Raw genomic sequence first — 26,488 nt, 5'->3', positions numbered from 1 at the left:
TTTATCCTTTATTTAATCTCACTAATTAGATCCCGCAATTTTGCTAATCCATCTTCAATACATTTATGGCTCGATTCTACTGTTGCACCACCTGACGCTTCTAACTCCTCAATCCGGTTTTTTACCTCCGTTAGAGAAGCATCAAGAAAATTATTGGTACTCTTGATAAAATCGGCTGATTCTGTCATTACTTTTTGATAATTTTCGCTGAGATACTTCAGCAGCTTCCCACGTTGAATGTCTGGACAATCTTTTTCAATTTGCAAGCGTTTCATGGTATCTACATAGCTAGAAAGTCCGATCGCCTTAAACTGTTTCAAGACAGATGTTAGGTCATCGAAACTCTTCCTTCCCCGAAATACACCTGCTTCTGTGGCTCGATCCATTGCCTGTTTTACAACATCAGAAACCTCCTTTTTATTAAAATTTTCTCCTAGTTCAGATACTAAAGAATAATAAACAGCAAGTTGCCGATCGCACTCCTCTTGAATCGCTTTTTCTAGCATTTCATCCACCGCTTGACGGGGTTTATCGATTTCCGAGAACTTCTCCCGAACATCAGCCGGAATTTCAGATTGAGGCTGCCAAGATTTGCTAACCTGCTTCAAAGGTTCCAAAATTTGAACAGTATCAATCATTTGAAATTGTGTAGAGCTTCCTTTCGTGCAAGCGGTTCGACTCCTAACAATGTCTAGTAAAGCTTCGCGGTGTTTTTGTAAAGTACCAAATAGCTTTTTCCAATTAGCTGAACGATTTTCTAAATCTTTGGGATCTAGTTTGAGAAACAAAGCATTGATCGAATCTTCAGTAGAATTGGTAGAATGTCCTGCCATTGTGGCCGCGATCGCCAGTAGCTCAACAGCAGCAGGGACAGGGCTCCAGGGTTCCCCAGACTCGCGGGGATACAGGCGAATTTGCTCTAAAACATATTGACTCCATTTTTCCAGTTGTTTGGCGTAGGTGCGAAAGTAGCGAGATCCATCGGGGAACTTCCAATGCTTGTAATGGTTGTATTGTAAAATGCCTTGGAAGGCGATCGCCGTTTCCCGAAACTCATCTGCATCGTCAGGATTCAGAGGAAGAGATAGTTTAACTCCAGAAATCGTCTCCCTCGTCACTTTTGGACTAAAAAAAGTAATATTTCTGCTTTTAAAATATGTCGTCCCACTACTAGCAAAAACCCCCTTAAGTAGCATTTCCGTGTCCCATTCGATCCGCTCGCCGATAGCTGAGTAAATCAACGGGCGCAGGTCCCCAGCGATATCTTGCGGGAGAAATTCTTGATTGTTCCACCTATCAAGAATTTCTTTTTGTCTAGTAAGCTTATCGGGAACTTGTCCGGCTGCTGTCAGATTTTTTTTAGTTTGAGATTGTGACTCAACTTGATACTTACTAACAGAAGACCTAGACTCTTTAGCACCCGAAACAGAGGATAATTTTTTTGTAGGCTGAAGCTTCACGCCCAGCGGGGGAATATCAAACGCAGAGTGAACTTCTGGGTGCAAATCACAAAGATCGTTACTATCCGTCCACAAATCTAGGAGAATCTGGCGGCGATCGCTATTTTCTGGATCTTTCGCTTGAATATCTCCCTGAACCATTGCACTCAGCCGCATTTGGCCAAAGTGTTCTCGCACAGCAATAGCAGGAAACTCTCCGCCCTCGATATCAGCAGCAGAATTTTCTAGCGTCCACTTAAGAACATCTTTAATCAAAATCCGAGGGTTAAAATTGCCGGGATTGACTCTAGAAAGCATTTGTTCTAAGGCTTCTGAAGTAAAAGGATACAAACCCAAACCCTCGGCTTCTGCAAAACCTGCATGACAAGCTAGTTTGTGTTCGCATTCATTGCAAGCACTAGGTAGAGATTCTCGATCCGAACCTTCGCGATTGCGAGAGTCAGCCCACCAATTTTGAATTGTTTTATCCTGCAAACGCACCGCGTTGAGATATCGACCCACAAATTGTTTGATATCTGCATAATTCACTAAAGATTGTTCGCCAACTGTGCCAAGGTCAAGATTAACGCTAAAAGTAATCCGCTGTTTTACTGTATCTAACCTCAGACTGTCAAAATAGCCCGTAGTACAAGCTAGCGCCGTTCGGATCGCGCACAAAGGTTTGGGTCCCGGTTGTTGAGGTCGCGCTAAAACTGCTTCTAAAACTTCGCGATCGATGCCTTGCAATTTAGCAAAATCTTCAATCAGCAAAACTAACTCTATTTCTTGTTCTGCTAAAGTTTCGCGAACTTCCCGCATTAATCTTTGTAAATCTTCGCGCCCCAGACTCAAAACCTGAGCTATGGCTTCATCTAAATGCCGGTTCAACCAATCTACAGTTGCCTTTTGAGTATCCTCATCGCCGATGAGGAAGCTATAAAAATCCTGTGCTTGCTTGCCAGCTTTTCCCAAGTTTAAAACATTAAGAGGCAAGTCACCGAGCGAAAAATGCCGCCGTTCTTCCACAATTTCTACTGTATCTCGCTGTCCGAGAATGTGGATAACTAATTGATGGATAATACCCCCATCCTTTAGCCAGTGTTTTCGGAAAAATGGATCGTAGAGTAGAGAATCCACAGCACCGACGAGGTAATCTTCCACATCAGAAAGTTTAGTGCGATCGCCCCGACCGTTTGGGCCAACAGCAGCCGCAAGCTGATTCAGAAGTTGTTCCCGCGCTTGGGCTTCTGTCAAGCTGCTAGTGGCTCGATTTAAACGCTGCCGGTATTCATCAAAAGTTGCTCCTGCCATCCCTTCTAATATTAAACTGATAATATCTTTGAGATTCGTTCCTATTTTGGGAATCAGCAAAACTCGGCGCTTTGGGCTCGATGCAATATTCGCAGCCAGCCAGCGAATCAGGTGAGATTTTCCCGTCCCCGAACTTCCTAAAACTGGCACGAAAGCGAAATCTTTTTCAGCGAGAAAGTCTTTCAGAAATTCTGACTCACTGTAGGTAACTCGCGACGGTGCATCGATAAGTTCCTGGCGGTACATGGCGATCGGATGGTGAGTTGCCACAAATATACTATCTGGAGTTTGGGTAGCCTCCACACCCATTACGCGGCGAACGCGATCGACATCCCAGCAAACAAATTTTGTAAATGTCATAGTTCTACTTCCGTCCAAATAATATGAGAAAATCCTTCTTCATTTCCTACCCCGGTAAAGATGAATAAATCCGCATCAGACTCTTTTACAAGCTTGATGAAACCATCATCCTGAAGGCGAAATAAAGCAAAAGCCGTGCTAGTTGATAAGTGATTGGGTAAGCGAAAACCAAGTTTTTCTTCTACCTGTTCTCGAAATTTTCCCGTTTCAAACAGAGGACATTTTTTAGCTAGGCGATCGAGAAAATCTCGGATTGAAAGTTTAGCTTTTGCTTGTCCTTGAAATAAATTATTTAAATTTCGTCTGAGATAAGCAGTTGGCTCAGCCACAACAAGTTTTTTGTTGGAATCTGAAGCATGACCCCAAGCAAACCCTAAATAACACATCCAGTCCTCGACTTGACCAAACAAACTATTGCTGGATATTTTCAAATCTAAAGACTCAGCAACTCCCTGCTCTGCGACGCGCTGTTCTACTTCTTGCCATGTACCGGGAGCATCATAAATATCCTGTGCTAAATACCATGCTATTAACCGACCTAAATCTTCTTCATCTTCGTTATCAGAAGCAAACAATAACTGTACCAGCGTATCGGGTAACAATTTATCACCCATTTTAGGATGTCGAGATGCTTCGGGAAGCTCAAAATTTATAGCAATATCATCATTGTCTGCTATTAATAAGCGACATTTTATGCTTTCTCGCAGTGCAGCATCAAACATCGGATGTTCGGCACTTTTGTTTCTCCCTTCTGACAATTCATGTGGAGAAAGCAGCCGAGTGAGTTTTTCCTTATTTTCGCGCTGTTTGGGTGCTTCAAGTAAATATCTAAATATTCCTCGCATTCTGCTAGGAGTAGCCAAAGCAGTTTTTAAGACGCTCATAAATTAACCTCCCTGCAAAAGTGGTCAAACATAAAAAATTTACTAGGAAAAATATCAATCAGCTTGCGGTCATCGCGGCTCGGATCGGGTGTATCGACAGGAAGCACGATAATCAACGGAGCTTGAGAAGTTCTGTTGAGTGACAGATAGTTGTGAGGGATAGCCTTTCCGGGCGGATGAAAGATCAGGGTGGGAATGGGCGGCATCAGCAGAGGCTCGTATTTTTGAAACAAAAATATACAAGCATCGGCTATCCGATTTGTTTCTGCTATCAATATACTCGGAAATTCATCAGAAACCACCAGATTATTAATTCCCTGCTCGATTAACCAGTTAAAAAGTTTAGGGCTTTTGAGTTTCCAGCTTTGAGCTTCAAGAGACTCATAGAAAACTAGCATTAATTTATTTCCTCCTAGCAATCGTTTTAGTTCTTCACCTACAAAAAAATTCGGTTTTTGCCATACAGGTAATGGCGCGGGCATAATTCCCGAAAACTCTGGTTCCCTGTTTTTTCTGCAAACAGGACATCCACCGCAAGCGGGAGAAACTCTGACCAGTTTTCTCGGTTCTGGCACTACACGGGCGGGAATAGTGTAAGCTTCAGCAAAGATTTCGGAAATACAGCGTTTCGGCAGCAAAACCTCGCGCATTAATTGGAGGTTTTTATAGCTCCAGTTTTGGCGCTGCTGGCGAATTGGCTCTACTTTATGTTCCCAAGTTTGACGATTCAGATGCGATTCATCTCGGATGCGGATGAACCGGGACTCTCTGTGCAGTTCCCAAGCTTCGTTATAAGCTGCTTCGGATTTAAAATTTCTTCTTCGCGGCGGTTCCTCGGCATCAATATCGATTAAACCCGATCGACTCATCAGCGTTAAAGTGCGGATATTCCAAGCCTGATTCTGTTGGCTGTTCATGTCAATGTCTCCTGGTTGTAAGGATGGAGGAATATTGACGGGAACGCGAAACCGCCCATCGGGAAGAATTTCTTTCCTCAAAAACATACTTTTCCACCGCTGAAAACCCCGATCGATCGTAATGGCAGATTTGTCATTAAGCGATTTGGCAATCTCTAAGTCTTCATTGGTGTGTAAGGTGAGCGAGATTGTTGCCTTGCCGTCTCGACCACCTCGACCCACTTCTTGATAGAAACGATCGATCGTTTCGGGAATGCAAGCATGAATTACTGCCCGAATATCTGACTGATCCACACCCAATCCAAAAGCAGAAGTAGCAACAACTATATCAACTCGTCTCTCGCGCAAGTTTTGAATCAGTTGAGAGCGTTCTAGCGAACTCGATTCCCCCGTCATAATGGCACACCGTTGGAATCCAGCAGACAATAAATCCTGTTTCCATCGCCTGACATCTTCGCGTTTTGTGGCGTAAACAATCAGAGGGCGGGGAAGATGATAAACCGCTTCAATTAATCGCTGTTTCCTGACTTCTTCACTTTGACACCAAGCAAACCAATAAGACGGTTCCGGTCGCAATTGTACGGCAGATATCACTTGAAAAGGGCCGGGTTTCCCAAATAAATTTTCCAGGGTATCTAAACAGGATTCTGTTAAGGTCGCAGTCAGCAATAAAGTTGTAAAAGAAGTCCAGCGCAGCAAATCTCTTCGCAAACCTGGGAGTTCTTGAAAAGCGGGACGGAATTCATCGCCCCACTGTTCGACGATATGCGCTTCATCTATTACGAAATACCGCAGCATTTCTGATTTGGCGGCTTCGTAAAGAGCAGGTGCGAGAGAATTCATCAAGCTTTCGGGTGAGGTGAAAACGATTCGCTGGGTGCAGTTGCGAATGCGATCTCGAATTTCCTGCCGTCTCTCTTGTCCTTCCCAAGACTCATCGCCATAATAGGCAGTGGGATGGTCGATAAAAGGTTTCAAAGCTCGTTCTTGGTCAATAGCTAGTGCTGTAGTCGGCACAACAATGACACTAACACCAGCACTTTGCGATCGCACCAGCGCCGGCAGTTGAGCGCAAAGACTTTTCCCCGATCCAGTAGGCAGATTAATCGCTAGTGTCGAATTGTCAGGAGCAGTTAAAACAGCACGAATTGCCTCGCGCTGTCCCACACTCCGGTAATTTTTCCTATCCACCAATTCCAGAAACGGATCTCCCTCTACTGGCTCGCAATTGCGGCGTTTTTTCTCATCAAATACGGGTTTTTATGGCGGATATTGTGCGAAAAAATCTAGCCAATCAGGCTGCCAAGGATGAGCGCTAATCAGATAGTAATCCGCACCTTCGCTCAAAATATCGATACCGCTTTGTTGCCACATTTTGCGATCGGGAAAAAGAGAAGTCCGAGGTACTTTCAAAGTTGGGGGTAGCCCACCCTTTTGCTCGTATTCCCGCCGTAGAACCTGACGGATCAGAGCCACAATATCTCCCATTCCCGGCGCATAAGAAGTTCCCGCAGCATCCAAAGTTTCCAGCAAGCGCCTGTAACAGACTTCTGAAAACTGACTTGTATCGGCAGGACTCTTATCTGTTTGGAGAATTTCTCTGAGTTCTTGAAAAGAATCAGCCATCACTCATTTCCCCCTTCCTGAGATTCAACCGGAGGTCGCCCAGAAACTACAATGAATCCTACAGAATCAAGCTTGATTCGCGGATGGCGAATTCCTTCTAAAATAGCTTGACTTAACGCAGTTTCTATGTTGACTTCTTTTGCTAGTAAAGAATGCGAAGTTTGTTCGCTTTCAGGCATTCGGTTGAGGCGCAGCCGCAGTTGGTCTAGTCTATTTCCTAGTTTCTGGTCGGCGATTCGGGCGCGCTGTTGGCAGAGCGAGATGAAAAAAGTGCGATCGCGCAACAGTATTTCCGAACTCTCACGCGCCTGACTGCACAAATCAGGCCACTTACTCTCATCAACAAACTCATTGAGAACTGATAATCGACTTTTTGCTAAATTATAATCTCGGTATGGATGAGAACTTTTATCCTTGTACGAACCTTGCAGAATCTTCAAAACAGCTTCATCTTTAACAACGCTCATTGGTTCGTAGCGAGTATCAATAAAAATTGTCTCTACGATCGGAGGAAATAACGCATCAGCGCGCCGTTTAACAGATAGAAATCTACTTCGATCCACCTCAAAATCTGTTAAAACTTGCTGGGCTAATTCCAAATCAGCCTCGACTACATAATTAAAGCGAAAACCGAACCATTCCATCCCTTCTCCAGCATCCCAAGATCGATCGCACCGCCACATCGCAAAGGCTTGACCTCGGTCATCCCAATGAATGTAAGATGCTAGCGCTTCCACAAATCCTTCCCCAATACGGTAGAGATTGACACCGGGATGTTGAGTTGATATTCTCCGGTTATAAGTACCAGATAGTTTTCCACAATCAGCAAAGTGAGTTCTTAGATCGTGAATGGGAATTAAAGTGCGCGCAGTATGTTGATAATGCTGCACTTTTGCTAAATTCAGATCGTCAATTGCCTTGAATCGTAGCGCTTGACAAATCCAGTCTTCAGTTGCTCGTTGGATTTCCTGATGCCGAGCGTCACAATCATCTAAAGCTTGAAAATATTGGGTAGCATTTTCATCCTGAGCATCAATTTCATCTAAAGCATTTTGTTCGCTAATTTTCACTTGTTCCCCAGCGATTCCTTCCCGGATTGACTCGATTTTTTCTAAGAGTCCGCTAGTACCAGATTGAAACAGCACTGTTTCTAGTTCCGGCAGTTTTTCATCTACATAAAACTGAAGGCTGGCAATTGATTGATTAAAAATGCCGAAACCATCTTTTAATAATTCATACCAAGCACTGTGAGGGCTATCCTCTAAGTCTGAGCCTGCGAATACTGTAAATTGAACATTTAAAGGGCGACCAATGCGATCGATCCTGCCAATCCTTTGTTCTAAACGATTTGGCGACCAGGGAATATCGAAATTAATCATCCAATTCACAAATTGGAAGTTGCGGCCTTCTTCACCAGAGAAATCGCACACTAGGATAAAACAATTGGGGTCATTTTTAAAGCTATCGAGGTTTTTTTCAACATCAGAGCGTTTCATCCCTAATTGATGGCTAGCTACAGTTCCGCTACCGAAAGTACCTGATAAGCACCGGACAATCTCAGCACCAGTTTGAATAAAACTGGTGAAAATGATAACTTTTGGTAGGGTATCTCCTGGTATCGGGCGGCGAATTCGCTGCTGCACCTGTTCCAGCAATCTATCAAGGTTGCTGCGATAAGATTGAAGTTTCAAACATTCTGACAGATGATAAAGTAGAACTATCTTGAGTAATTTGATGCGATCGCCTTCTTGCGAAGGTTCTTGAATAATTCGCTGCAAAGATTGCAGAATTTCTGCTTCTCCTGAAAATTTAGGGGTTTCCGTCAAAATTCTGGCGCTATCAATCCCAAAATCCTGAATGATGTCAGGATGGGAGATACAACTTAAACGGACGGCAACTATCTGTTGTAAGATTCCCAGCCAAGTACCAGCAGCACGGAATAAAAGCAGGAAAATGTGCTGATATTGTTGTTCTTTGGGGGCAATTGTGCGCCATTCGTCGATGAGTTCGTGAAGTTGGGGCGATCGCTCATCTAAGTCATACTCTACTTTTGGTGTGACATTTCGGGCAAAAATTACATCTTCCACCGCAGCGCGACGGTTGCGGAGCATTCGACGGTGTAACCGATAGGTGTCGCTGATGTGGGTGCGAATCGATCGCACAATTCGATCTCGAAGCGCCGCAGGTGTTTCTTTAGTTTGCAAGCAATTTTGCAACTCATCTGCGAGGTTTAGCAGATACGGATCTTCCGCAAAAAGATTTCGCAGTTGATTGAGGTTAGTTTTAAGAACAAAAGGATTTGCTCCCTCCTTAAATGAAAGTAAAACTCGACCAATTTGTTGGCGGTTTTGTACCCTCGCACGAAAACCTTCCAAATCGTTAAGTTGGTAGGTGATCGGATCGAGTAAGTGCAGCATCGCCAGGAAATCTTGCTCGTGATTGAGAACTGGAGTTGCAGATAATAGAAGTAGGCGATCGCTTTTGTGAGCGAGGTGTTTGCAAGTTTCAAAACGCCGGCGCTGTACCGCATCGAAAGAGGTAGCCATTGCTGCGATGTGATGCGCTTCATCTAAAATTAAAAAGCCTAAATCCGCATTCGGGCTGACCCGATCGACATCCTCTACTGCAAGTACCTGGACACGATTGTCCAAGTCAGAGAGATAGAATTTATTTTCTAATTCTTGAAGCCACTGTTCCCGCAGGTATTGCGGTACAAGCACCACTCCACGTCCCTGCGGTCGATCGAGGAGATACTGGCGAAGAATAGCACCTGCTTCGATCGTCTTTCCCAGTCCAACTTCATCAGCTAAGAGGTAACGTTGAATGGGGTCTTCGAGTACGCGGCGGACAACTTCAACTTGATGAGGATAAAGGTCAATATTGGCAGAAATCAGCCCTGTCATCCCGCGACTGACAGCGCGTTGTTGGATGAGACACTGGACAAAAGCTAAACGTCGATCGTGAAAGTAGGGCGTTTCTTGACCTTTCATCGCTAGAGTTTCGATGGGGTCATCGATGGGTAGGTTGCAACGAACGTAAATTTCCTGTTCAGCAACTAATGCTATCTTTTTATCGGGTAGATCGATTCGATACTGACCTTTGTCTTGATCCCAGTCAAAAATTCTGCCAATTATCCATGTATCCTGGCTTTCGGGCTGGATGTAGCATCGTGTCTGAGGCGGGAGTTGAACTCTATAAAGCGAAGTTAAGGGTAAGGTTTTTTCAAGGCGTTGCCCAATTGAGCAGAAGTATTCAACTGTTGCTGTAGAGTAGGATAGAGCGGTAACTTTTCCGATTCCTAAGTCGTTGTTTGGCGATTTTTCTGCGGAGACGCTTCGCGATCGCACCAGCAAACCAAGCTTCATCATAGTTTCGGCCTCTACACTACCCCTTACTAGAGTAGCCCATCCCCATGAAAAACTAGCAATCTAATTTAATTTTCCACCCTTTTTGTCCTTACACTCAAGGGGAAACCTTAAACCGAAATGCAGTCATGAAGCTGAGCCAAAGACTTTCTATAATGCATTCCGATGCCCAAATCTTTCGGTGTCGTAACCAGCATCCCATCACAGCCAAACTGACGCACTTTAACCGACCGGATTTGGTATTATTATATAGAATCCGATCTATAACAACTTAACTAATCTTAGAAAACAGAACCAAAATGTCATTATTACAAGCACAGCAACTTACAATGCGATTCGGTGGTTTGACTGCCGTCAACCAGGTTAGTTTAACATTAGAAAAAGGAGCGATCGCCAGTTTGATCGGCCCCAACGGTGCGGGCAAAACTACTTTTTTTAATATGCTGACGGGGATCTATAAACCGAGTGGCGGACAGTTGGTACTTGAAAATAAAAATATCACGGGTTTACCGCCGGATCGCCTCACAACTTTCGGAATTGCTAGAACTTTTCAAAATATCCGCTTGTTTAACAACATGACTGTGCTGGATAATGTTTTAGTAGGTAGACACTGCCGATTAAAAACAGGTTTGTTGGGTGCAATTCTCCGCCCTCCGGCTGCGATGATTGAGGAGCGGGAAGCTAAAACAAAAGCGCTAACTATGCTGGATTTTGTCGGTTTAGGTGCTTCTAAAGCGCCGGAGTTGGCCAAAAACCTTTCCTACGGCGACCAGCGGAGATTGGAAATTGCGAGGGCCTTGGCTTCCGATCCGAAAGTGTTGCTTTTGGACGAACCGACTGCCGGGATGAACCCGAACGAAACGGCTGATTTAACTCGCTTTATTTATCGGATTCGCGATGAGTTGAAGTTGAGTATTTTGCTGATTGAACATGATATGAAGGTGGTGATGGGAATTAGCGATCGCGTGAGTGTTATGGAGTACGGTACTAAAATTGCTGAGGGAACTCCGGCCGAAGTTCGCGCCGATCCTCGCGTAATTGAGGCATATTTGGGAAAAGAAGAAGATGGACATGGATAATGGGTATTGTGTGCCGACAGATAAGTGAGGTGGGCAGTGTTATCCTCGGAAGAAGCGATATAATGTTCAGCTAATTAACCCAATAAAAGTAGGGGCGGGTTTCACAAACAATCTGTCATTCAAACAGATAATATTTATCAACCCGCCCACGGCGACAGTATTTTATAACGAGCAATTCAACGGAAACGATAGGATGTGCGCCTCGCACACCCTACGGATTAACATTCGGGGTTTTTCCTAAACTTTTGATTTGACTTCCGACATTTTTTTCTGGTGTTTTCTCTGCCTGAAAAACAATCCTAAAAAGATTGCAGTACCTAATACTGTACTCGGTTCGGGAACGGCTTCTGCTTCTGCCTTGGCGATATTGTTTTTAACTTCTACCAATGTTAAGTTAGTAGCGCTGTTGAATGTCCGGGAATACACTCCCGAAGTATAAAGGAGGCTTGTTGCTGCACTTCCTTGAGCCAGAAAATTAAAGTTAATGTTTGTTGGCTTAAAGCTTGGGCTGGCGAACCCACTCAAATAAATTCCCTCAGAAGAGTCTAAACTGCTGGCAAATTGAAAAGAGTCTAACAAAATGTTAGTAACAGTGTTAATTACCCAGAAAGATATACTGCCATTCGCCTTGGCGCGTTCGGATTGGGGGTTGTCAACTGATGTTAAAAGAGCTAAAAATGTCTGAAAATTGAAGGAAAAAGTTTCTTCGGAATCAATGAAGAACTCGCCGATAACTGCTGCTTGACTTTGGGCTAAACCGGAATAGTTATTCCCGCTGCCTATGACTCCACTTTGCGAGAGATTTGCGGCCAGCAATTGGTGACAGTTAGATATAAAAACTGCATCAGCGTTCGCTTTGCTAATAACTGAATCGGTGTTAGCTATTGTCTGAGCGTAAGTGTTAGTAACTGTACCTGTGTCAGTCGGTATGTGACTAAAGTTGTCAATGGTTACTGCTGCTGCAGAACCTGCGATTATTGCAGCACTACTAGGGGCAATGCCTACAGTCAAACTGGTTACTAAAGGAGTTGCTAATAAAAAGGCGATCGATCCACTAATGTGATTGAATTTCATGGTAAATCTCCTTAAATTTGAAAATTGAAAAATTTTAAGTGCTATTATTGGTAACTTGTAGCGGTTGATTTCGCTTACGTATTAATACTACCTACTTACTTAGAGTTTTTTGTAAAGCTACTGTCAAGAATTCTAGTGTTTAAGTAAAAATTCTGTAAAGTTGGTCGCCACCGCTACTAAAAATACATTGTATGGAAGCTAGGGCGGGTGTTGACCTAAGTAAAATTACTGATTACTATAAAAAAAGTTAATTTTAAATAAATGCAATAAAAATTTATAATTAGTCTGGATAATATAATAAAGCACAAAGCAGAAAGAGTAATTATGTTGGAAATTAAAGACATTCACACCTACTACGGAAATATCCACGCTCTCAAAGGAGTATCGCTAACAGTGTCGCAGGGAGAAGTTGTGACATTAATCGGCAGCAACGGGGCGGGGAAAACGACCACTCTCCGCACGATTCAAGGACTGCTGCGCCCGCGCCAGGGCACTGTATTATTTGAGGGAAAGCCTTTAGAAGCACTATCTACAGAGGCGATCGTCCGTTTGGGGATTTCTCAAAGTCCCGAAGGGAGGCTAATTTTTCCGCGAATGACGGTGCAAGAAAACCTAGAAATGGGTGCTTATCTCCGCAACGATACTCTCGGTATCAAGTCCGATATGGAAAAAGCATTAAATTTATTTCCTCGTTTGCGAGAAAGAATTAGTCAAAAAGGGGGAACTCTCAGCGGCGGGGAACAGCAAATGTTGGCGATCGCCCGGGCTTTGATGTCGCGCCCCCGCTTGTTATTATTGGACGAGCCGAGTATGGGATTAGCACCGATGTTAGTCAGTCAAATTTTTGCGATCGTCCGCGATATTAATGCTGAAGGAACAACTATTTTACTGGTGGAACAAAACGCCCGCATGGCTTTAAGTGTAGCCCACCGCGGCTATGTCATCCAAACCGGTCAGGTAGTAGTCGCTGGTACTGCTAGCGATTTGCAGTCAAATGAAACTGTTCGCAAAGCATACTTAGGTGAAAGTTAAATAGCTATTCTGATAATCGGTAATCGGTAAGGGGTAACGGCAATTCCCCATTGGCAATTACCAATTACCAATTAGCCATTACCCTATTTGCGATCGCAACTTCCCCGTTTCCAATTCCGTCTCAAAAGCTGCCCGCACCTTTTCCCACTCCGCTTGGGCTTCCAACAGGCGATCGCGCGCCGTACTCACATCAAAAACCTGTTCCCCTCCAGACTCAACCGCCACGCGGCCCATATACTCCAACTCCTTGCAAACAGCAGAAAAAGACACCGCTCCTAAATTGGCGCTGCTCGACTTCAGCGTGTGAGAAGCCAGCTTCAAACTATCAGCATCGCCCAGAAAAATAGCCTCCTTAATAGTTTCTAAATGTTGCGGCGCGTCTACCAAATATATCTTAATCAGCTCCCCCAAAAAATCTGGGTCTTCATCATCGTCTAGTTCGCGAAGATTTTGCAAAATATGAAAATCAATCGGCGAATCGGCTCCCGGTTGAACGCTCGAAGATGCCGCAGCATCACTGTCAACTTGATCAGAAATATCTTGATTGTTTTCCTCTGTTACCGTATCCAATTCATCCCGAATCAGAGGTGAACACTTGCTCAAGGCGATCGCCAACTCTTCCCGGCGCACCGGCTTAGTAATATAATCGTCCATACCTGCTTCCAGACACTTTTCGCGATCGCCCTGCATCGCATTAGCAGTCATCGCAATAATTCTCGGCTTCTTGTTAGCAGGCCATTCCTGACAAATGCGGCGCGTCGCTTCCAACCCATCCATGTTCGGCATCTGCACATCCATCAGCACAACATCGTAAGATTGCCGCTTCAGGGCCTCCAAAACCTCCAACCCATTAGCGGCAATATCAGCCCGATATCCTATCCTGTCGAGTAAATGCGTAGCGACTTTTTGATTCACCACATTGTCCTCAGCCAGCAAAATCCGAATCTGACTAGAATTAGTTGCATCTTGTCCGGCAGAATTCGCCGCAACCTGCCTCAAAACAGCAGGCGTCCGCTGCACGCGGTGCTGTTCTTGAGAATTTTCAAAATACTTCAATCCCGAAGTCACAGTCACCACATTTGAAACTTCTCCCCTGCCGCTTCTGCCAGTAACATATCCAAAAACTTGCAGCAACACATTATAAAACTGGGACTGTTTTAAAGGCTTAGTTAAAAAAGCAGAAAAATGTACTTCTGTAGTTTCAAGTTTTTTCCAAACTTCCGCCTTACTTAAATAAGTAAACAGCACCAAAGGTAGTGCTATTTTGCGAGTGTTTTTAACGATGACATTCGGATTTAGACCGTCGCCGCCAGACAAATTGCTCAGCTCAAATTTCCGAATCTCCACAGCCAAAGCCACACCGTCCATATCTGGTAGATTCATCGCCAAAATAGCTAAATCGAGCGGCGAGTTTCCTTTGATGATTTCCAAAGCCTCAGCACCCGAAGTTACAGCCACGGGTATCATTCCCCAAGACTCTGCCTGCCGGATCAAAACTTGCCGATTAATGGCATGATGCTCAACAATTAACAAGTGCTTACCAGCGGCAAATTCGGGCCTTTTTTCCTCAGCCCGGATGTCATTCGCTTCAGCAGTCACCGTGAAATAAAAAATCGAACCCGAACCCGATATCGACGGCGGAGTAAATTCTGCAGGCGACATTCCAGCGATACTTTGTCCGATCGCAGAAACTCCCGGTTGAGACTTAGAACTTCGCGGATCAACCTGGCTGACCACCCACATTGTACCGCCCATCATATCGCTCAAACGCTGGCTGATAGCCAGTCCCAAACCCGTCCCGCCGTAATGTCGCGTTGTCGAAGCATCCACCTGCGAAAAAGCTTTAAAGAGGCGATCCATCCGGTCTGGCGGAATGCCAATTCCCGTATCTTGGACAGCAAATTGAATCTCGTATTGTTTGCTACGTGCCAACTCTCCCTGGTTAATTAATAGCGGTTGTGGCGCTAGAATATTAATTTTATCTGGTGAACTATTAGCAGCTACCTGTTCAATTTGCCTAGCCGTACAGCACACCACAATTTCTCCAGATTCTGTAAACTTAACTGCATTGCCCAGCAGATTTACCAAAATTTGGCGCAGTCTCGTGACATCTCCTAAAATGTTTTTCGGAACAGAATCATCAATAAAGTAAGCCAGCTCTAAACCTTTTTCTGAGGCTCTCGGAGCCAGTAATTCCAGAGATTCTTCTATACAGTTTTGCAGCTCGAAGGGGCTGCGTTCCAAATCCAATTTTCCAGATTCAATTTTGGAAAAGTCTAGAATATCGTTAATAATAGTCAGCAAAGCATCGCCGCTGGTACGAATTGTCTCCACAAAATCTCGCTGTTCAGGAGTTAGTTCCATATCCAGAAGCAAGCCCGTCATCCCGATGACCGCATTCATCGGAGTGCGGATTTCGTGACTCATAGTCGCTAAAAATTCGCTCTTAGCTCTATTAGCAACTTCCGCCGCTTGTCGCGCTTGATCCAAAGCTTCATTTTGCTCTGCTAACTGTCGCTGTCGCTGAACTTCGGTTTCTAAAAGTTGTGCTTGAGCTAAGGTAATTCCAACTTGCGCGGCCACATCTTCTAAAAGTTCAATTTCGTCGGGATTCCACTGGCGAGTTGCATCGCACTGGTGCAAAGTAATAATTCCATTCGGTTCTCCTTGATAGGAAGTGCGAACAGCCAACATAGATTTTAATCCGATGCGGCGACACATCGGCCCCGAAGATTCCAGCAAAGGATCGGCAAACACATCGGGAGATGCTAGGGCTATATCCTCAGCGAGGAGTTTTTCGGTGTACGGGTTATAAGTGACAGAAAGTTCTAAATCTAAAGCCGATTCGTGACCGGGTTCCAAGTATTCGGCAACGCAAGGAAGGTGGGGATAAGGTTCGGAAAGATAGGTATGAATTGTACAGCGATTGACACCAAATACGCGGCCGATTTGGGTGGCGGTAGTTTGGAAAATTTCTTGAGTGTCTAAGGTCGATCGCACTTTTTGAGTAATTTGTTTGAGTAGTAAAACGCGCTGGTACTGACGTTGCAAAGTTCGCTCTCGCTCTTCGCGGGCAATTTCTGCGCCGATGTAATTGCCCATCAACTTTAAAATTTCAAAATTCAGCGGTTTAAAAGGAGATTTAGTGGTGCGGGAAGTAAAGCTCAAAGTGCCAAAAATCCGCCCTTGCACTATTACCCTCGTCCCCACAAAAGCCTCCAACTTGCGGACGCTGTAAGCGGGGTGGTTGCGCCACTGAGTAGTGCCGGCTGATTCCACAGAAATAGGTTCGCTCGATCGCAAAACCTCTCGCTCAAAGGTTCTGCTCAAAGCAAAACCGTCTCCTTTAGCAAATCCAAAGGGAAAATCTTCCGGTACATAAGCCGCAATCACTTCGTAGCGATCGCCCAAAACCCTGCCCAACAGCCCGATATCCATCCCAAACTGACTGCAACCCATTGCCAGCAACCGGATCGTTCGATCGTCAAAAGAGCCTTCCGAACTCACCATTACCTCGTAGAGCGATCGAATTGCCCGCTCACTTTCCCGCAGTTCCTCAACTCCTTCGAGGCGGTTGCAGACATCGTGCAAAGTCCCAAAAATTCCAGCTATTTCGCCTTGGGAACTCCGCCGGACTTGGGCAAATATTTCAACGGAAACAAAGCCGGAATCACTGTGAATTCCCAAGGAGTTTTTCCCAGCCAACGATTTGGACTTAAATCGTAGTTCTCGCCGTTCAAATTCCGACTTCCCCGACAGCAAAGACTCCAATAAATTTGCACATTGCTCGCGCTCATCTGGATGCACCCAGTCTAAAAAATTAGTTTGTAAACTTTCGGAAACCGGAAAATTCGTAATTTCCGTCCAAGCGCGGTTGAGAAATTTCCAAACCCCCGCCGCATCTATGTGGAAAATTACTGTTGCTTTCAAAGAGTCAAATAGATGGAATTGTTCTCGGTCCTGCTCGCGGTTTGTGACTTCAAACTCCTTGTTTAGAGTAATATCTGTATGAGTTCCTACTACCCGCAGCGGTTTGCCAGTAGCGCTACGTAAAACTTGACCCCGGTTCAGCACCCAGACAGTGCTGCCGTCTTTACAGTACATCCGATATTCTGCTGCAAAATCCGGTGTCTTTTGGGCGAAGTGTTCTTCTAAAGCTGCCTTTACCGAGTCAATATCATCTCTGTGGATGCGACTCCACCATTCTGATCGGCGATTCGAGATTTCCCCTTCTTGGTAGCCCAGCATTTCTTGCCACCGCGCCGAATAAAAAAACTCATCTGTTTCGAGATTCCAGTCCCAAATCCCCTGATTGTTGACTGCAGGGGGGAGATTTGGCCGCTCTACGAAAGTGTGGTGAGAAATTTCAGCTATCTCGTGGCTATTTGCTGCTGTCCGCTGTATTTCTGCTGAGAGTTTTTTGTATTGAGCGTTGCTAGATTCTAGCTGGCGCTGCAAAGCAATTAAGCCAGAATGCAGAGATTTTGAATCCAGCGCTTGTAAAATGATAGTTTTAGGATTAATAATCCCGATCGGGTGATTTGTTTCGTTGATGACTAATAAAGGCAACTGGCAGTAGTGTTTTTGCAGCAGCGCGACGGCTGCTTCGAGGGTAGAGTGCGATCGCACCAGCGGCGGCGAACTGCTGCAAATTGCTCCCGCTTTAATTTTGTTAGAATCTCTTCCCAGCGCCTGCAACTGCACAATATCCCGCGAACTTACCACCCCAACCAGTTTGTGAATGTTGGGATTTGTAAATTTGGAATTGTGAGCCGCACCAGTCGAGTGTTGATCGGGGGTTTCAGTGATTAATACATAACTAACATTGTGTCTAAACATCAGTTGCGCCAAATAGCGAACCGAAGAACTAGCAGGAGCGTGAATAATTCGTGAGGCTGCGATTTGAGGGATTTGATAAAGTTTAATTAAACTTGCGGGCAGCTCTAATTTCTGATGCACAATTGGCAGCGGCGGAGGGAAGGCGAAAGCCGCAGGTGGCGAAGTGCTGCTAGTTGCTTTTGGTGTCGATTCCCCAATTCCCTGCAACATTTGCACCAAGCTTTGAGAGCTAATTAAACCGACAAGTTCTTCAGCCTCGCTGACGACGGGCAGATGGCTGATCTGATTTTTCTCCAGCAGATTTGCTAAGGCAAAAAAGTCGGGAATTTCCGATTCTCGGGCTACAGTTACGGTTCTGATCATGATTTGCTCGATCGCAAATCCCCTCAAAGCAGCGCCGATGGAATTTAGCTGTACGATATCTCGCGTTGTAAAAATCCCCAGCACTGTCTGGCTGCTCGGATAGGGAGCTTTTGAGCCGTTGAGACGCAGCCCGTTGCCTCCTGCGTGTATCGCAGGCCGTATGCCGTTGTAGAAACCCGACTGTTCCCGCGATTGTGGGGAAGTCCCGTTGGTGGAATTTCCGAGTTGAGAATGCCCGCGCGGTTCTACCACGAGGACGTAACTGGCTCCTGTGCTACTCATCAGCTCGATCGCCTTTTCTACGGGCGTCTCAGGGGTGACGGTGAGGGGATTGCGGTTGATGACCTGACTGAGGGAGGGAATAAACATCAGGGGGCATAAAAGTGATATTTGTTGGAAAAAGCCGATCGCGAGCAGCAGGTTGATTGAGAGGCTTTACCCGCGAGATTTCCAAGCGCGCTCAAAGTTTCTGTACGATTCAACTCACCCATACTTCCAGCATCTTGGCATTTAAAATTAATTCCGTGCCATATCCTGATAATTGACGGCTTCTGACTTTCAGAACCAATGCTATCTGCCAGAGGGCGGACTTGAAGGCTGGCGGGCAATTCCTCGCTTAGCATAACTGCTGCGGGTTTACGAGCAAGAATTTCTGCGATTGTCTGGACTGCACCCTACTTTCTGCCCCTCAACGGAACTCTCGCTCGCATTCTGTTTGAGGCAAGATACCTGCACCCTACCAATTTACCAGCGACAGGAGGGGAATCACAACAGGACGACTTAGGTATGGCAACTGTGCAATTAGGGGTTCGAGGGTTCGAGGGTTCCAGGGTTCCAGGGCCAAACAGGCAGAAAATAAATAATTCTGAGCATAACTAATTCTATCTTATCCCAATTATGGCCCAGAGGATTTAAGCTTCACTTCTGGCGATCGAACTTGATGAGAATAGCGCTGTTCCCCGCCAGTGCAAAACTCGCATTTCCGCCCCTCAGCCTTAAGCTACCAACAACCTCATCCATTGTTTGAGAACTGAACTCTCGCACCGTGCCATTACCAGTTTTTATCAGCTCCGAAATATCAGCATTAACAGTGTAAGATGTTGCTCTGTCATTGACAACCAGCAAGTAAACATTCTTGCTAGCATCAAGAGTTGCAACTGCCATTAAATCCGAACTGTTAGTGATAGGAAAAAAGGTAGCTTTCCCGCCCTGCAAAGCCCTAATTCCCATCCGCAAAGCATAGTAGCCCGCGCGCCGTTTTCCCCCGTCTCCTAGCAAACCTTCCGCCAGTCCCTGCTTTCCCCAGTCGTACAAACAGAATATGTGACTGCCGTCAATATAATTATCCCCTGGTTGGGAACCTCGAATCAAATTCTTAATCAAATTTAAAGCTAAAGATAAATCGCCGTAGCTAATTTCGTAAGTTCCCCATTCTCCTACCCAAAGCTGCGAGTTAGCGCGGACAGTACCGTTCATCCAGCCGCGGACTTTGCGGGTGTAGTTAGAAATATCTGCATCGTAGTTGTGGACATTGACTGTATCGAAATAATTCGGTATTTCCTGCAAAGCACTAGCCGGCCAATTGCTGCCGCCTACGGTTTTCGGGCCATGGATGCGATAAGTGCGATCGGGCAAATAAGTTTTATAAACAAAGTCGATCGCATCTTTTGCCACCTTAACCAATTCAAAATAGTCAGCCCTAGTCCCGCCCCAACCCTGATCGCGATTGTCCGGTTCGTTGTGAATTTCCCAATCATCAACGCGGTAATCATTGCGAACATTCAGCCAATAAACCGTACCAAAAACGTGTTCCCACCACTCGTTCCAATCTTCTCCTGTGCGCGGCGGATTCAGTTGCAGCGCCCAACTCGGCTTCCAGCCATTATCTACATTCCGAATACTCACCACCGGGCGAATATTTGCTTGTTTAAGACTATTAAAAATAGTCCTGGCATTGCCTTGCCAAACAGTACCGGGTTGTCCCGACCACCAATAATCGCTACCCTCGGGCGGATTAGTCATAATCTGATCCCAATGCGCCCAATTAATTATATTTGGATTTGTCTTAATTTCGTCAATAGATGGCCAACCGTATTTACCGTCGTCGTCTTCAGATTCCCACCGGGACATCCCGCCGTAAATGCGGTAGGTATTAATTCCCAAATCTTGCAAATCTTTGATGTCGAAATTGATATTGCCCTCGACTGCACCGATGTAGCGAGTGCTGACACCCGCAGCAGTACCGGAAATTTTAATTGTTTCGATGTTTTGAGCAAAAGTTGTCGTTCCGATGAACAACTCTAGGCTAAGGGCAATTAAAAGGCCTAGAAACAAATTCAGAATTCTAGTTTTTGATAACACGTGATTATTAACTACTAATTTAGGTTATTTTCTGCCCGAGGTAAAGACACCCATCGCTAATCTAGCTCGACGGGCGATCGAGTTTGTTAGCTGTTGTAATAAAAAAGCATTAACTATACCAATTTCAATAATTAATACATAAAGTAAAATAGCACGGGTAGCAGTCAAAAGTGAAGGTTCACCTCGAACAACCACAGTAAAATATTTAGGTATAACAATTAACCCTATAAATTGCGTCAAATATAGTTCATAGGAAATATTAGAAATCCATGTTAAAAATCTCGTTGTCAAATCAGACAAATTTATTAAATTTCTACAAAAATTAAAAACAATTACAAATATGCCAAATCCAATGAAAGCATCATAAAAAGACAGTCCAACAGGTAAAATCACGCCAAAAAATTTTATTTGATTTGAAAATGTGAAGGAACCCATAATCCCCAATATTTCAAAAATTATTGCTAGGGTTATTGTGACTGGCTTGGTTAGATAATTAATTAATAAAGTAGGATTACTTGCATAAACTTTCGCCATTGCCATTCCTAAACAAAACTCAAATAACCTTGAAATAGCTAAATAGCCGGGATAAATCATGTCCCCCAATATTGGTTCAAACAGGTTAAATCCTAACAGTAAAACTAAAAATGTATAGGTTACTTTAATGAAAAAAGAAGTTAAAAGAAACTGTCGAATAGAAAATGTTTGTAAAAACTTCAATATAAAAAAGAAACACAAATAAAATTGAATTAGTGGAAACATAAACCAAGAAAATGGTATTGCTTTATCGAGAATTATCCAACTTCTCCAAAATGACCACCAATCAAAATAGCCATAAAATAAATCCGCTCTTAACCGAGGAATTATCAAAGATACAGCTAAAAGTATCCAGTAGGTAGGGTAGAGCCGGAAAAATTTTTTCCTCATAAAATTTATCCAGTTTTCATCAGGTTTTAAAATTCTTGAATAAGCCAGTCCAAAACCACTGAGAATGAAAAAAATATGAACTCCCTGATATCCAAGCAAGAAAAATATATTCACCAAATCAAAAACTATATTGCCTACACTATTAAAGGGTAGGGGAAAAAACTTAGCAATCGTCGAGGCTGGACCTACTACGTTTGCATACTCGAAAAAGTGGCTATATCCAAAAAAAGGAGGCAAGAAATTGAACAACCAAAAATGAACCCCCACTACCCAGCAGGCAGCAAAGCCTCTCATCATATCTAATTCTTGAAATCGATGATACTTCATAAATAAAAATATCAGTTTAACTCAAACTTATAGCAACAGTCAAAACATTTACAATGTCAAGCCTAGGCCGTACTCGATCGCTCTTAGGATGCTGCAAAAATTCTACTCTATGTTATAAGCGCCAGCCCTGTCAAGGTGCTGAAGAAGACCCTCAAACCCTTGAAATATCGAAGGCTGCGATCGTTAAATCTGATTCTTTTAACAGGTGATTAAGCATAAACTAGGTTTATTGCCGATCGCCAGCCGGTAGGATGAGGTAAAGCCGGTCGATCGCACCAATACGCTATGAGGGCAGTGTGCACCCACAAACTACGAGATTTCAGGCGTTGAAGAGAGTTATAGACCAGGATCGGCAGTCACGCCAGACAGGGCGGGTCATCAGCATCAAGCCGATCGCATTTGCCGCATAACCGCAGCGTGAACCATCCTTAAATTGCGCGCTGCGGTTATGCGGCAATGTTTTTTGAGCACGGATGATATCTGGTGTCAGAGCATTCCAAGGGACGATCGCCTTTTGTTCACTGGTAACAAGAAAACATGGACGCCCAAGCTGCAGATAAAGCGAGTTTGGGCTTGATCAAGGCTGAAAATTTGTTTAAGTCCCGTTAGGAAAAAACGCTTTTATTAATTAATTAGACGATCGCCATTTAACAAAAACAATAAACCCTCAGCAATTGCCGAGGGTTTATTTTCAAAATCCTACAAGTTTTCCAACAAAAAATATCTCGGTCTCAAGGTAGATGATATTTGTGACTAACCCAGGTTATGTTTACGGAAATTATCTACTTGTTTATAGCCACAAAACAGGCGCATCAAAAACGCAATAATTAGACCAAAAGCCCTCCTCGTGAAGCAACCTAAAACATCGATGGATTTCTCTATAATAAGTCTTAAAGGAGCATAAAAATGTTAGACATTGATGAAATGAGTTCAAAAGAAATACAAGAACTTTTGCAGCAAGTAGGACGAGGTTTGTCGCTGTCGTTGTAACCCCTGAGATCTACAGCGACGACTTTATAATCTGATGCAAATTCTGGGATTTGATGTCGCCAAGAATACCAAAATTCAGGAAATCCGTGCAGCATCAGCATCAGCGGCCCCGAACCTTGAGTGACATAGTGCAGTTTAATGCCGTTTGTAGGGATAAATTCGTGTTTCCAAGCAGCTTCTAGCACAGACATATTTGATGCTTCCTCTAGCTATCAAGATAGAGCAATCCTAAATCATTTGTAAAGTTCTTACTCCCTCCCCTTGATAAGGGGAGGGTTGGGGTGGGGTCAAACCTTTACGACTCATTGAGGATTGCTATAGCTGAGCAATTCCTCTCTTTCAGAGGAACCAACTTTAGGCATATCTAGCAATTCTCCCAGCACTTGTAAACTCTTCCTTTTCTCTTCATTTGTGGAACAGGCGTCCCATCGGTGGTTCTTCGCGCAAAAAAAGCCATAGCTTGCGGTGCCCGACGCGATCGCCCGTTTCCCAAAAAGATTGCTATCTCTGTCAAAATAATAGTATAATGTTGCTGGCATCCAGACAACTGTTAAGCCAAAAATTACTCATTTTTGAGCGCGCTAAAATCCCGAAGCGCAACAATTTGAGCTTTTGTGTAAGTGCCAGTTCAATAATTAATATCTGGCGAGTGTACTAGGAATTAAAGGAGTTAATACTATGTCGGGCGATCGGCTGCAAAACATTGTTAACCGCTTGACAGATCGTCTAAAGCGCGATGTATTAGTTGAAAAATCCCTCTACGACATTCGAGAAGTTTTGCAGAGCGATCGCGCCGTACTGTACTATTTTTACAGACAGTGGCAAGGTCGAGTGACTTACGAGATGTTGAGTGCGATCGAACTCTCAATCTTGGGTTCAACAGGGCCAGATGATTGTTTTAACGGCGACTACGCTGCTTTGTACGAAGCCGGCAGAGTTAAAGCAATTGCAGATATTGAAGTAGAACCAATTAACCCATGCCACCGAGATTTTCTGCGTAGCCTGAAAGTTCGCGCCAATTTAGTCGTGCCAATTTTAACGAACAAAGGACTGTGGGGGCTGTTAATTGCTCATCAGTGTAGCGGGCCCCGCACTTGGTCGCGATCGGACATTGAATTCATGCAGCAACAAGCACAAAATATGGCAATGTCTCCCACAATTCAAGATAGTTAATATCGCCTCTATTATTAGTACATAATATACCAGGATTTCACGCTCGAATTCCTGTAATCGATCCCCCCATTGGAGTAGGATGAATCTCAGTGTTCAACCGTTCTTCGAGTTCGGGTGCATTCTCTAGGCGATCGAATATTACCAACCAACCAGAATCCTCTCCCAATCGAGCCAGATATCCATCTAACTATTCCAAACCTTTCTCTCTAGCAAGAGTTGGCGGCAAGGATTTTTCGGATACTGGGGGAGCGAAACCCAAAAATGATATCTTGAGAAAACACACCGCGTTGAATCAGTTCTCGATCGATGTAGATTTCGGTACTGTTGTGTTGAATCCAGATTTGATTTTCGATGATATCGAGCTGCATGGCACACCCATAGATGCGATATTCGTCGCGCCATTCGTTGTGCATAACAAGGTATCTATCGCGGGCGAAATCGAATATTAGCTGAGCATTTGCGTCATTTTTAGAAAAGTCTTCGAGAAAGTCACAAACAATTTTGCGGTATTCGTTTAGTCTATCCATTGGTCGATCGCCTCACGAGTTGGATGGTAAATAATTAGTCTAATTTCATAACGTTCGATGACAGTTTTTGCGGGTTCAAATCTGAGAAACATTTGGTAGGTATCGGTGGGCACTGCCAGATACAGGACCCGTTCTGGTTCGCTAGAGACTTCGATGGCAATGCGATAGTTTAGGAATTGACCGAGGGCGGTGTGGAATTCAGAAATGGTGGAGCCACCTGCGAAACTTTTGACTTCTACAGCTATTTTACGTCCTTCTTTTTCAGCGGCGATCGCTTCTTCGGCTGCAAGAAGATCGATGTAGACATCAGCAACACCATAACGTAACTGGTAGGGATCGTGGGTAATCTTTCAGCCATCTTTTTGTAGGGCGATTTTGACCGTGTTGTGGAAGAGGTTCTTTGCCATTTTTAGATTTTACCCAAGGATTTACATCGGAACTTAAGGGTGCACCGACTTCCACCGAAACCATGACGGCGGTGTATTGTCCGCTGTCGGTGAGTGGTTTGGCTAAAGCTAGCATGGCGGTGGTTTTACCGACTTGTCGGGGTGCATGAATGACGAAATAGCTGCGTTGATCAATTAACCTTTCTAAGCCCGGTAAGCGCAGCATTGGGGGTAGCACGTAATGAATGTCTGCTTGGCAGGGGCCTGCGGTATTGAACCAGCGTGGCATAGGTAAATTGGGGTTAATGGAATTGCTCTCAGTTTACTGTGCTGTTGCTGGAATGGTGTTCTATTGTTAAGCGGGGGTTTGTATTGACTGATAGGGCTGGATGAGAATCTCAGCGGGAATTCCTAACTCTTGATTCAGCTTCCGATGTCATAACGGATTGAGACAATCAGCCGTAAAATGCAGCGGCGAGAAATAACCTCGAATTCATCAGCAGTGGTTTTTGCTCGTCCGCTGCCATAAACTGTTACCCCTAGCGCTTATGGTGACTGGCTTTCATCCTTTTTAATTAGCTTTAAACAAGCGTGTATCGTTGCCAGAGAGTAATAGAACATCCAATTATACCAAATGGCTTTGTCATAATCCTGCTTTTGGCCATCCTTGTGGTGTCGTATTGAATAGTTATTAGCTATATTAAATAAAGCGCTCTCGGCTTCGCTTAATTTTACTTCCTTAATTTGATCGCGCAGCCACTCAAGAACATCAAATAAGTTTCGAACTGCATCAAACTTTTCATCTAGAGATGAGCGAGAACGTCTAAATTTAAGAATTGCGGATTCAACTCGCTGCTCAACATTTTCAAGATCGTAAGGAGGCAGTTCTGCAAGAACTAACTCCTTCAATCCTTGCTCGGGAAATTCTAGAATTTCACCCTTTTCGGAGAGTTCATATCCCTCTCTATAGTCACACAAGAGCTGATTAATCCTATCTCTAAATTCTTGCTTACCAGTATCCCTATCGAAGGTGTCATAAGAATCTCCATGATTACTCCATTCATCGTCTCGATAAATCGGCTCAGAAACATTATCGTAAAGAAACTCGATGACATCAAACAAGTCATCCTCTGAATAATTCTTACATTTTTCCTCAATTGGCCATAAGTCAGATTTCCTGATGGCGAGAAACATTTGTGCTTCTATATCAGCACCTTGATAACCCAAGTTTTGCTGAAAATAATCTTTATTTCGGAAATCAAGATAAAAAGCTTTGAAAAGTTGAACGAACATGGGTAGCTCGTAGCGACTCGCATCAGGATTTTTGCCAGTACGATTAGAATAGTATTTCCGATTCATGAACGATTATCCCAATTTTGTAAATATATCCGGAAGGGCGAAGGATTCGCACCTATATTCTATCAATTATACGACGTATTTTAATTGTAGGGTGCGTCAGGGGAGTTTCTTAAACGATTATTGAAGGTTTAAATATCTGACGCACCTTATTA

Annotated in this window: 18 protein-coding genes and 2 pseudogenes; 3 read left to right on the top strand and 17 right to left on the bottom strand. The window is 44.2% G+C overall.

The features are described 5' to 3' along the window. Nucleotides 1-8: 8 nt before the first annotated feature. From dpdH to dpdE, 5 genes and pseudogenes are all read right to left on the bottom strand, one after another. On the bottom strand, nt 9-3,110 hold the full coding sequence (gene dpdH / locus QUA10_RS02970; protein WP_333080971.1) for a protein DpdH: 3,102 nt from the start codon (nt 3,108-3,110) through the stop codon (nt 9-11). Continuing rightward, nucleotides 3,107-3,994, bottom strand: a complete 888-nt coding sequence (dpdG, locus tag QUA10_RS02965; protein ID WP_333080970.1) for a protein DpdG — start codon at nt 3,992-3,994, stop codon at nt 3,107-3,109. Before dpdG ends, dpdH begins: the two co-directional genes overlap by 4 nt. Then, nucleotides 3,991-6,156 (bottom strand): annotated as a pseudogene (dpdF, locus tag QUA10_RS02960) (protein DpdF); the annotation flags it as partial. The gene dpdG and the pseudogene dpdF, both read right to left, overlap by 4 nt. Before the next feature lie 15 nt (nt 6,157-6,171). Further along, on the bottom strand, nt 6,172-6,537 hold the full coding sequence (locus tag QUA10_RS02955; RefSeq protein WP_333080969.1) for a hypothetical protein: 366 nt from the start codon (nt 6,535-6,537) through the stop codon (nt 6,172-6,174). Then, nucleotides 6,537-9,905 (bottom strand): protein DpdE, encoded by a 3,369-nt coding sequence (gene dpdE, locus QUA10_RS02950; RefSeq protein WP_333080968.1) that lies wholly within the window; start codon nt 9,903-9,905, stop codon nt 6,537-6,539. The genes QUA10_RS02955 and dpdE overlap by 1 nt, the downstream gene beginning before the upstream one ends. 296 nt (nt 9,906-10,201) lie before the next feature. Between dpdE and QUA10_RS02945 the strand changes: the two genes are divergently transcribed. After that, the gene (locus tag QUA10_RS02945) at nt 10,202-10,981 is read left to right on the top strand and encodes an ABC transporter ATP-binding protein (RefSeq protein ID WP_333080967.1); all 780 of its coding nucleotides are present in this window, start codon (nt 10,202-10,204) and stop codon (nt 10,979-10,981) included. Between the two features lie 237 nt (nt 10,982-11,218). Here the strand turns inward: QUA10_RS02945 and QUA10_RS02940 are convergent, their stop codons facing one another. Continuing rightward, complete coding sequence (locus tag QUA10_RS02940) at nt 11,219-12,055, bottom strand: PEP-CTERM sorting domain-containing protein (protein WP_333080966.1); 837 nt, start codon at nt 12,053-12,055, stop codon at nt 11,219-11,221. A 324-nt stretch (nt 12,056-12,379) separates the two neighbouring features. Here QUA10_RS02940 and QUA10_RS02935 point away from each other — a divergent pair, with 324 nt between their 5' ends. Beyond that, a complete protein-coding gene (locus tag QUA10_RS02935) occupies nt 12,380-13,087 on the top strand; it encodes an ABC transporter ATP-binding protein (protein ID WP_006631855.1) in 708 nt (235 codons plus the stop codon). Between the two features lie 78 nt (nt 13,088-13,165). Here the strand turns inward: QUA10_RS02935 and QUA10_RS02930 are convergent, their stop codons facing one another. The 6 genes and pseudogenes from QUA10_RS02930 to QUA10_RS02905 form a co-directional block, all read right to left on the bottom strand. Then, nucleotides 13,166-18,658: a response regulator gene (locus QUA10_RS02930; RefSeq protein WP_333080965.1), complete on the bottom strand. Its 5,493-nt coding sequence runs from the start codon at nt 18,656-18,658 to the stop codon at nt 13,166-13,168. Further along, entirely contained in the window at nt 18,658-18,912 is a 255-nt protein-coding gene (locus QUA10_RS02925; protein ID WP_333080964.1) for a hypothetical protein, read from the bottom strand. Before QUA10_RS02925 ends, QUA10_RS02930 begins: the two co-directional genes overlap by 1 nt. A 295-nt stretch (nt 18,913-19,207) precedes the next feature. Further along, nucleotides 19,208-20,650, bottom strand: a complete 1,443-nt coding sequence (locus QUA10_RS02920; protein ID WP_333080963.1) for a hypothetical protein — start codon at nt 20,648-20,650, stop codon at nt 19,208-19,210. Nucleotides 20,651-20,674: 24 nt separating this feature from the next. Then, entirely contained in the window at nt 20,675-21,901 is a 1,227-nt protein-coding gene (locus QUA10_RS02915; RefSeq protein WP_333080962.1) for an acyltransferase family protein, read from the bottom strand. A gap of 965 nt (nt 21,902-22,866) precedes the next feature. Beyond that, a pseudogene (locus QUA10_RS02910) lies at nt 22,867-23,082 on the bottom strand (alpha/beta fold hydrolase); the annotation flags it as partial. Between the two features lie 111 nt (nt 23,083-23,193). Beyond that, nucleotides 23,194-23,430: a hypothetical protein gene (locus QUA10_RS02905; protein ID WP_333080961.1), complete on the bottom strand. Its 237-nt coding sequence runs from the start codon at nt 23,428-23,430 to the stop codon at nt 23,194-23,196. Nucleotides 23,431-23,569: 139 nt separating this feature from the next. Here QUA10_RS02905 and QUA10_RS02900 point away from each other — a divergent pair, with 139 nt between their 5' ends. Beyond that, nucleotides 23,570-24,064, top strand: coding sequence for a GAF domain-containing protein (locus QUA10_RS02900; RefSeq protein ID WP_333080960.1), 495 nt, complete (start codon nt 23,570-23,572; stop codon nt 24,062-24,064). A 37-nt stretch (nt 24,065-24,101) separates the two neighbouring features. Here QUA10_RS02900 and QUA10_RS02895 read toward each other — a convergent pair whose 3' ends face one another. The 5 genes from QUA10_RS02895 to QUA10_RS02875 form a co-directional block, all read right to left on the bottom strand. Continuing rightward, nucleotides 24,102-24,230, bottom strand: a complete 129-nt coding sequence (locus tag QUA10_RS02895; protein WP_333086164.1) for a hypothetical protein — start codon at nt 24,228-24,230, stop codon at nt 24,102-24,104. A 40-nt stretch (nt 24,231-24,270) separates the two neighbouring features. After that, entirely contained in the window at nt 24,271-24,591 is a 321-nt protein-coding gene (locus tag QUA10_RS02890; protein ID WP_333080958.1) for an element excision factor XisI family protein, read from the bottom strand. Next, nucleotides 24,579-24,938: an element excision factor XisH family protein gene (locus tag QUA10_RS02885; protein WP_333081044.1), complete on the bottom strand. Its 360-nt coding sequence runs from the start codon at nt 24,936-24,938 to the stop codon at nt 24,579-24,581. The genes QUA10_RS02890 and QUA10_RS02885 overlap by 13 nt, the downstream gene beginning before the upstream one ends. Further along, nucleotides 24,898-25,266, bottom strand: coding sequence for a hypothetical protein (locus QUA10_RS02880; RefSeq protein ID WP_333080957.1), 369 nt, complete (start codon nt 25,264-25,266; stop codon nt 24,898-24,900). The genes QUA10_RS02885 and QUA10_RS02880 overlap by 41 nt, the downstream gene beginning before the upstream one ends. A 257-nt stretch (nt 25,267-25,523) precedes the next feature. Beyond that, complete coding sequence (locus tag QUA10_RS02875; RefSeq protein WP_333080956.1) at nt 25,524-26,336, bottom strand: hypothetical protein; 813 nt, start codon at nt 26,334-26,336, stop codon at nt 25,524-25,526. Nucleotides 26,337-26,488: the final 152 nt, after the last annotated feature.

The sequence above is a fragment of the Microcoleus sp. Pol8_D6 genome (assembly GCF_036700965.1).
Classification (GTDB): domain Bacteria; phylum Cyanobacteriota; class Cyanobacteriia; order Cyanobacteriales; family Microcoleaceae; genus Microcoleus.
This window is presented reverse-complemented; position numbering and strand designations above follow the sequence as displayed.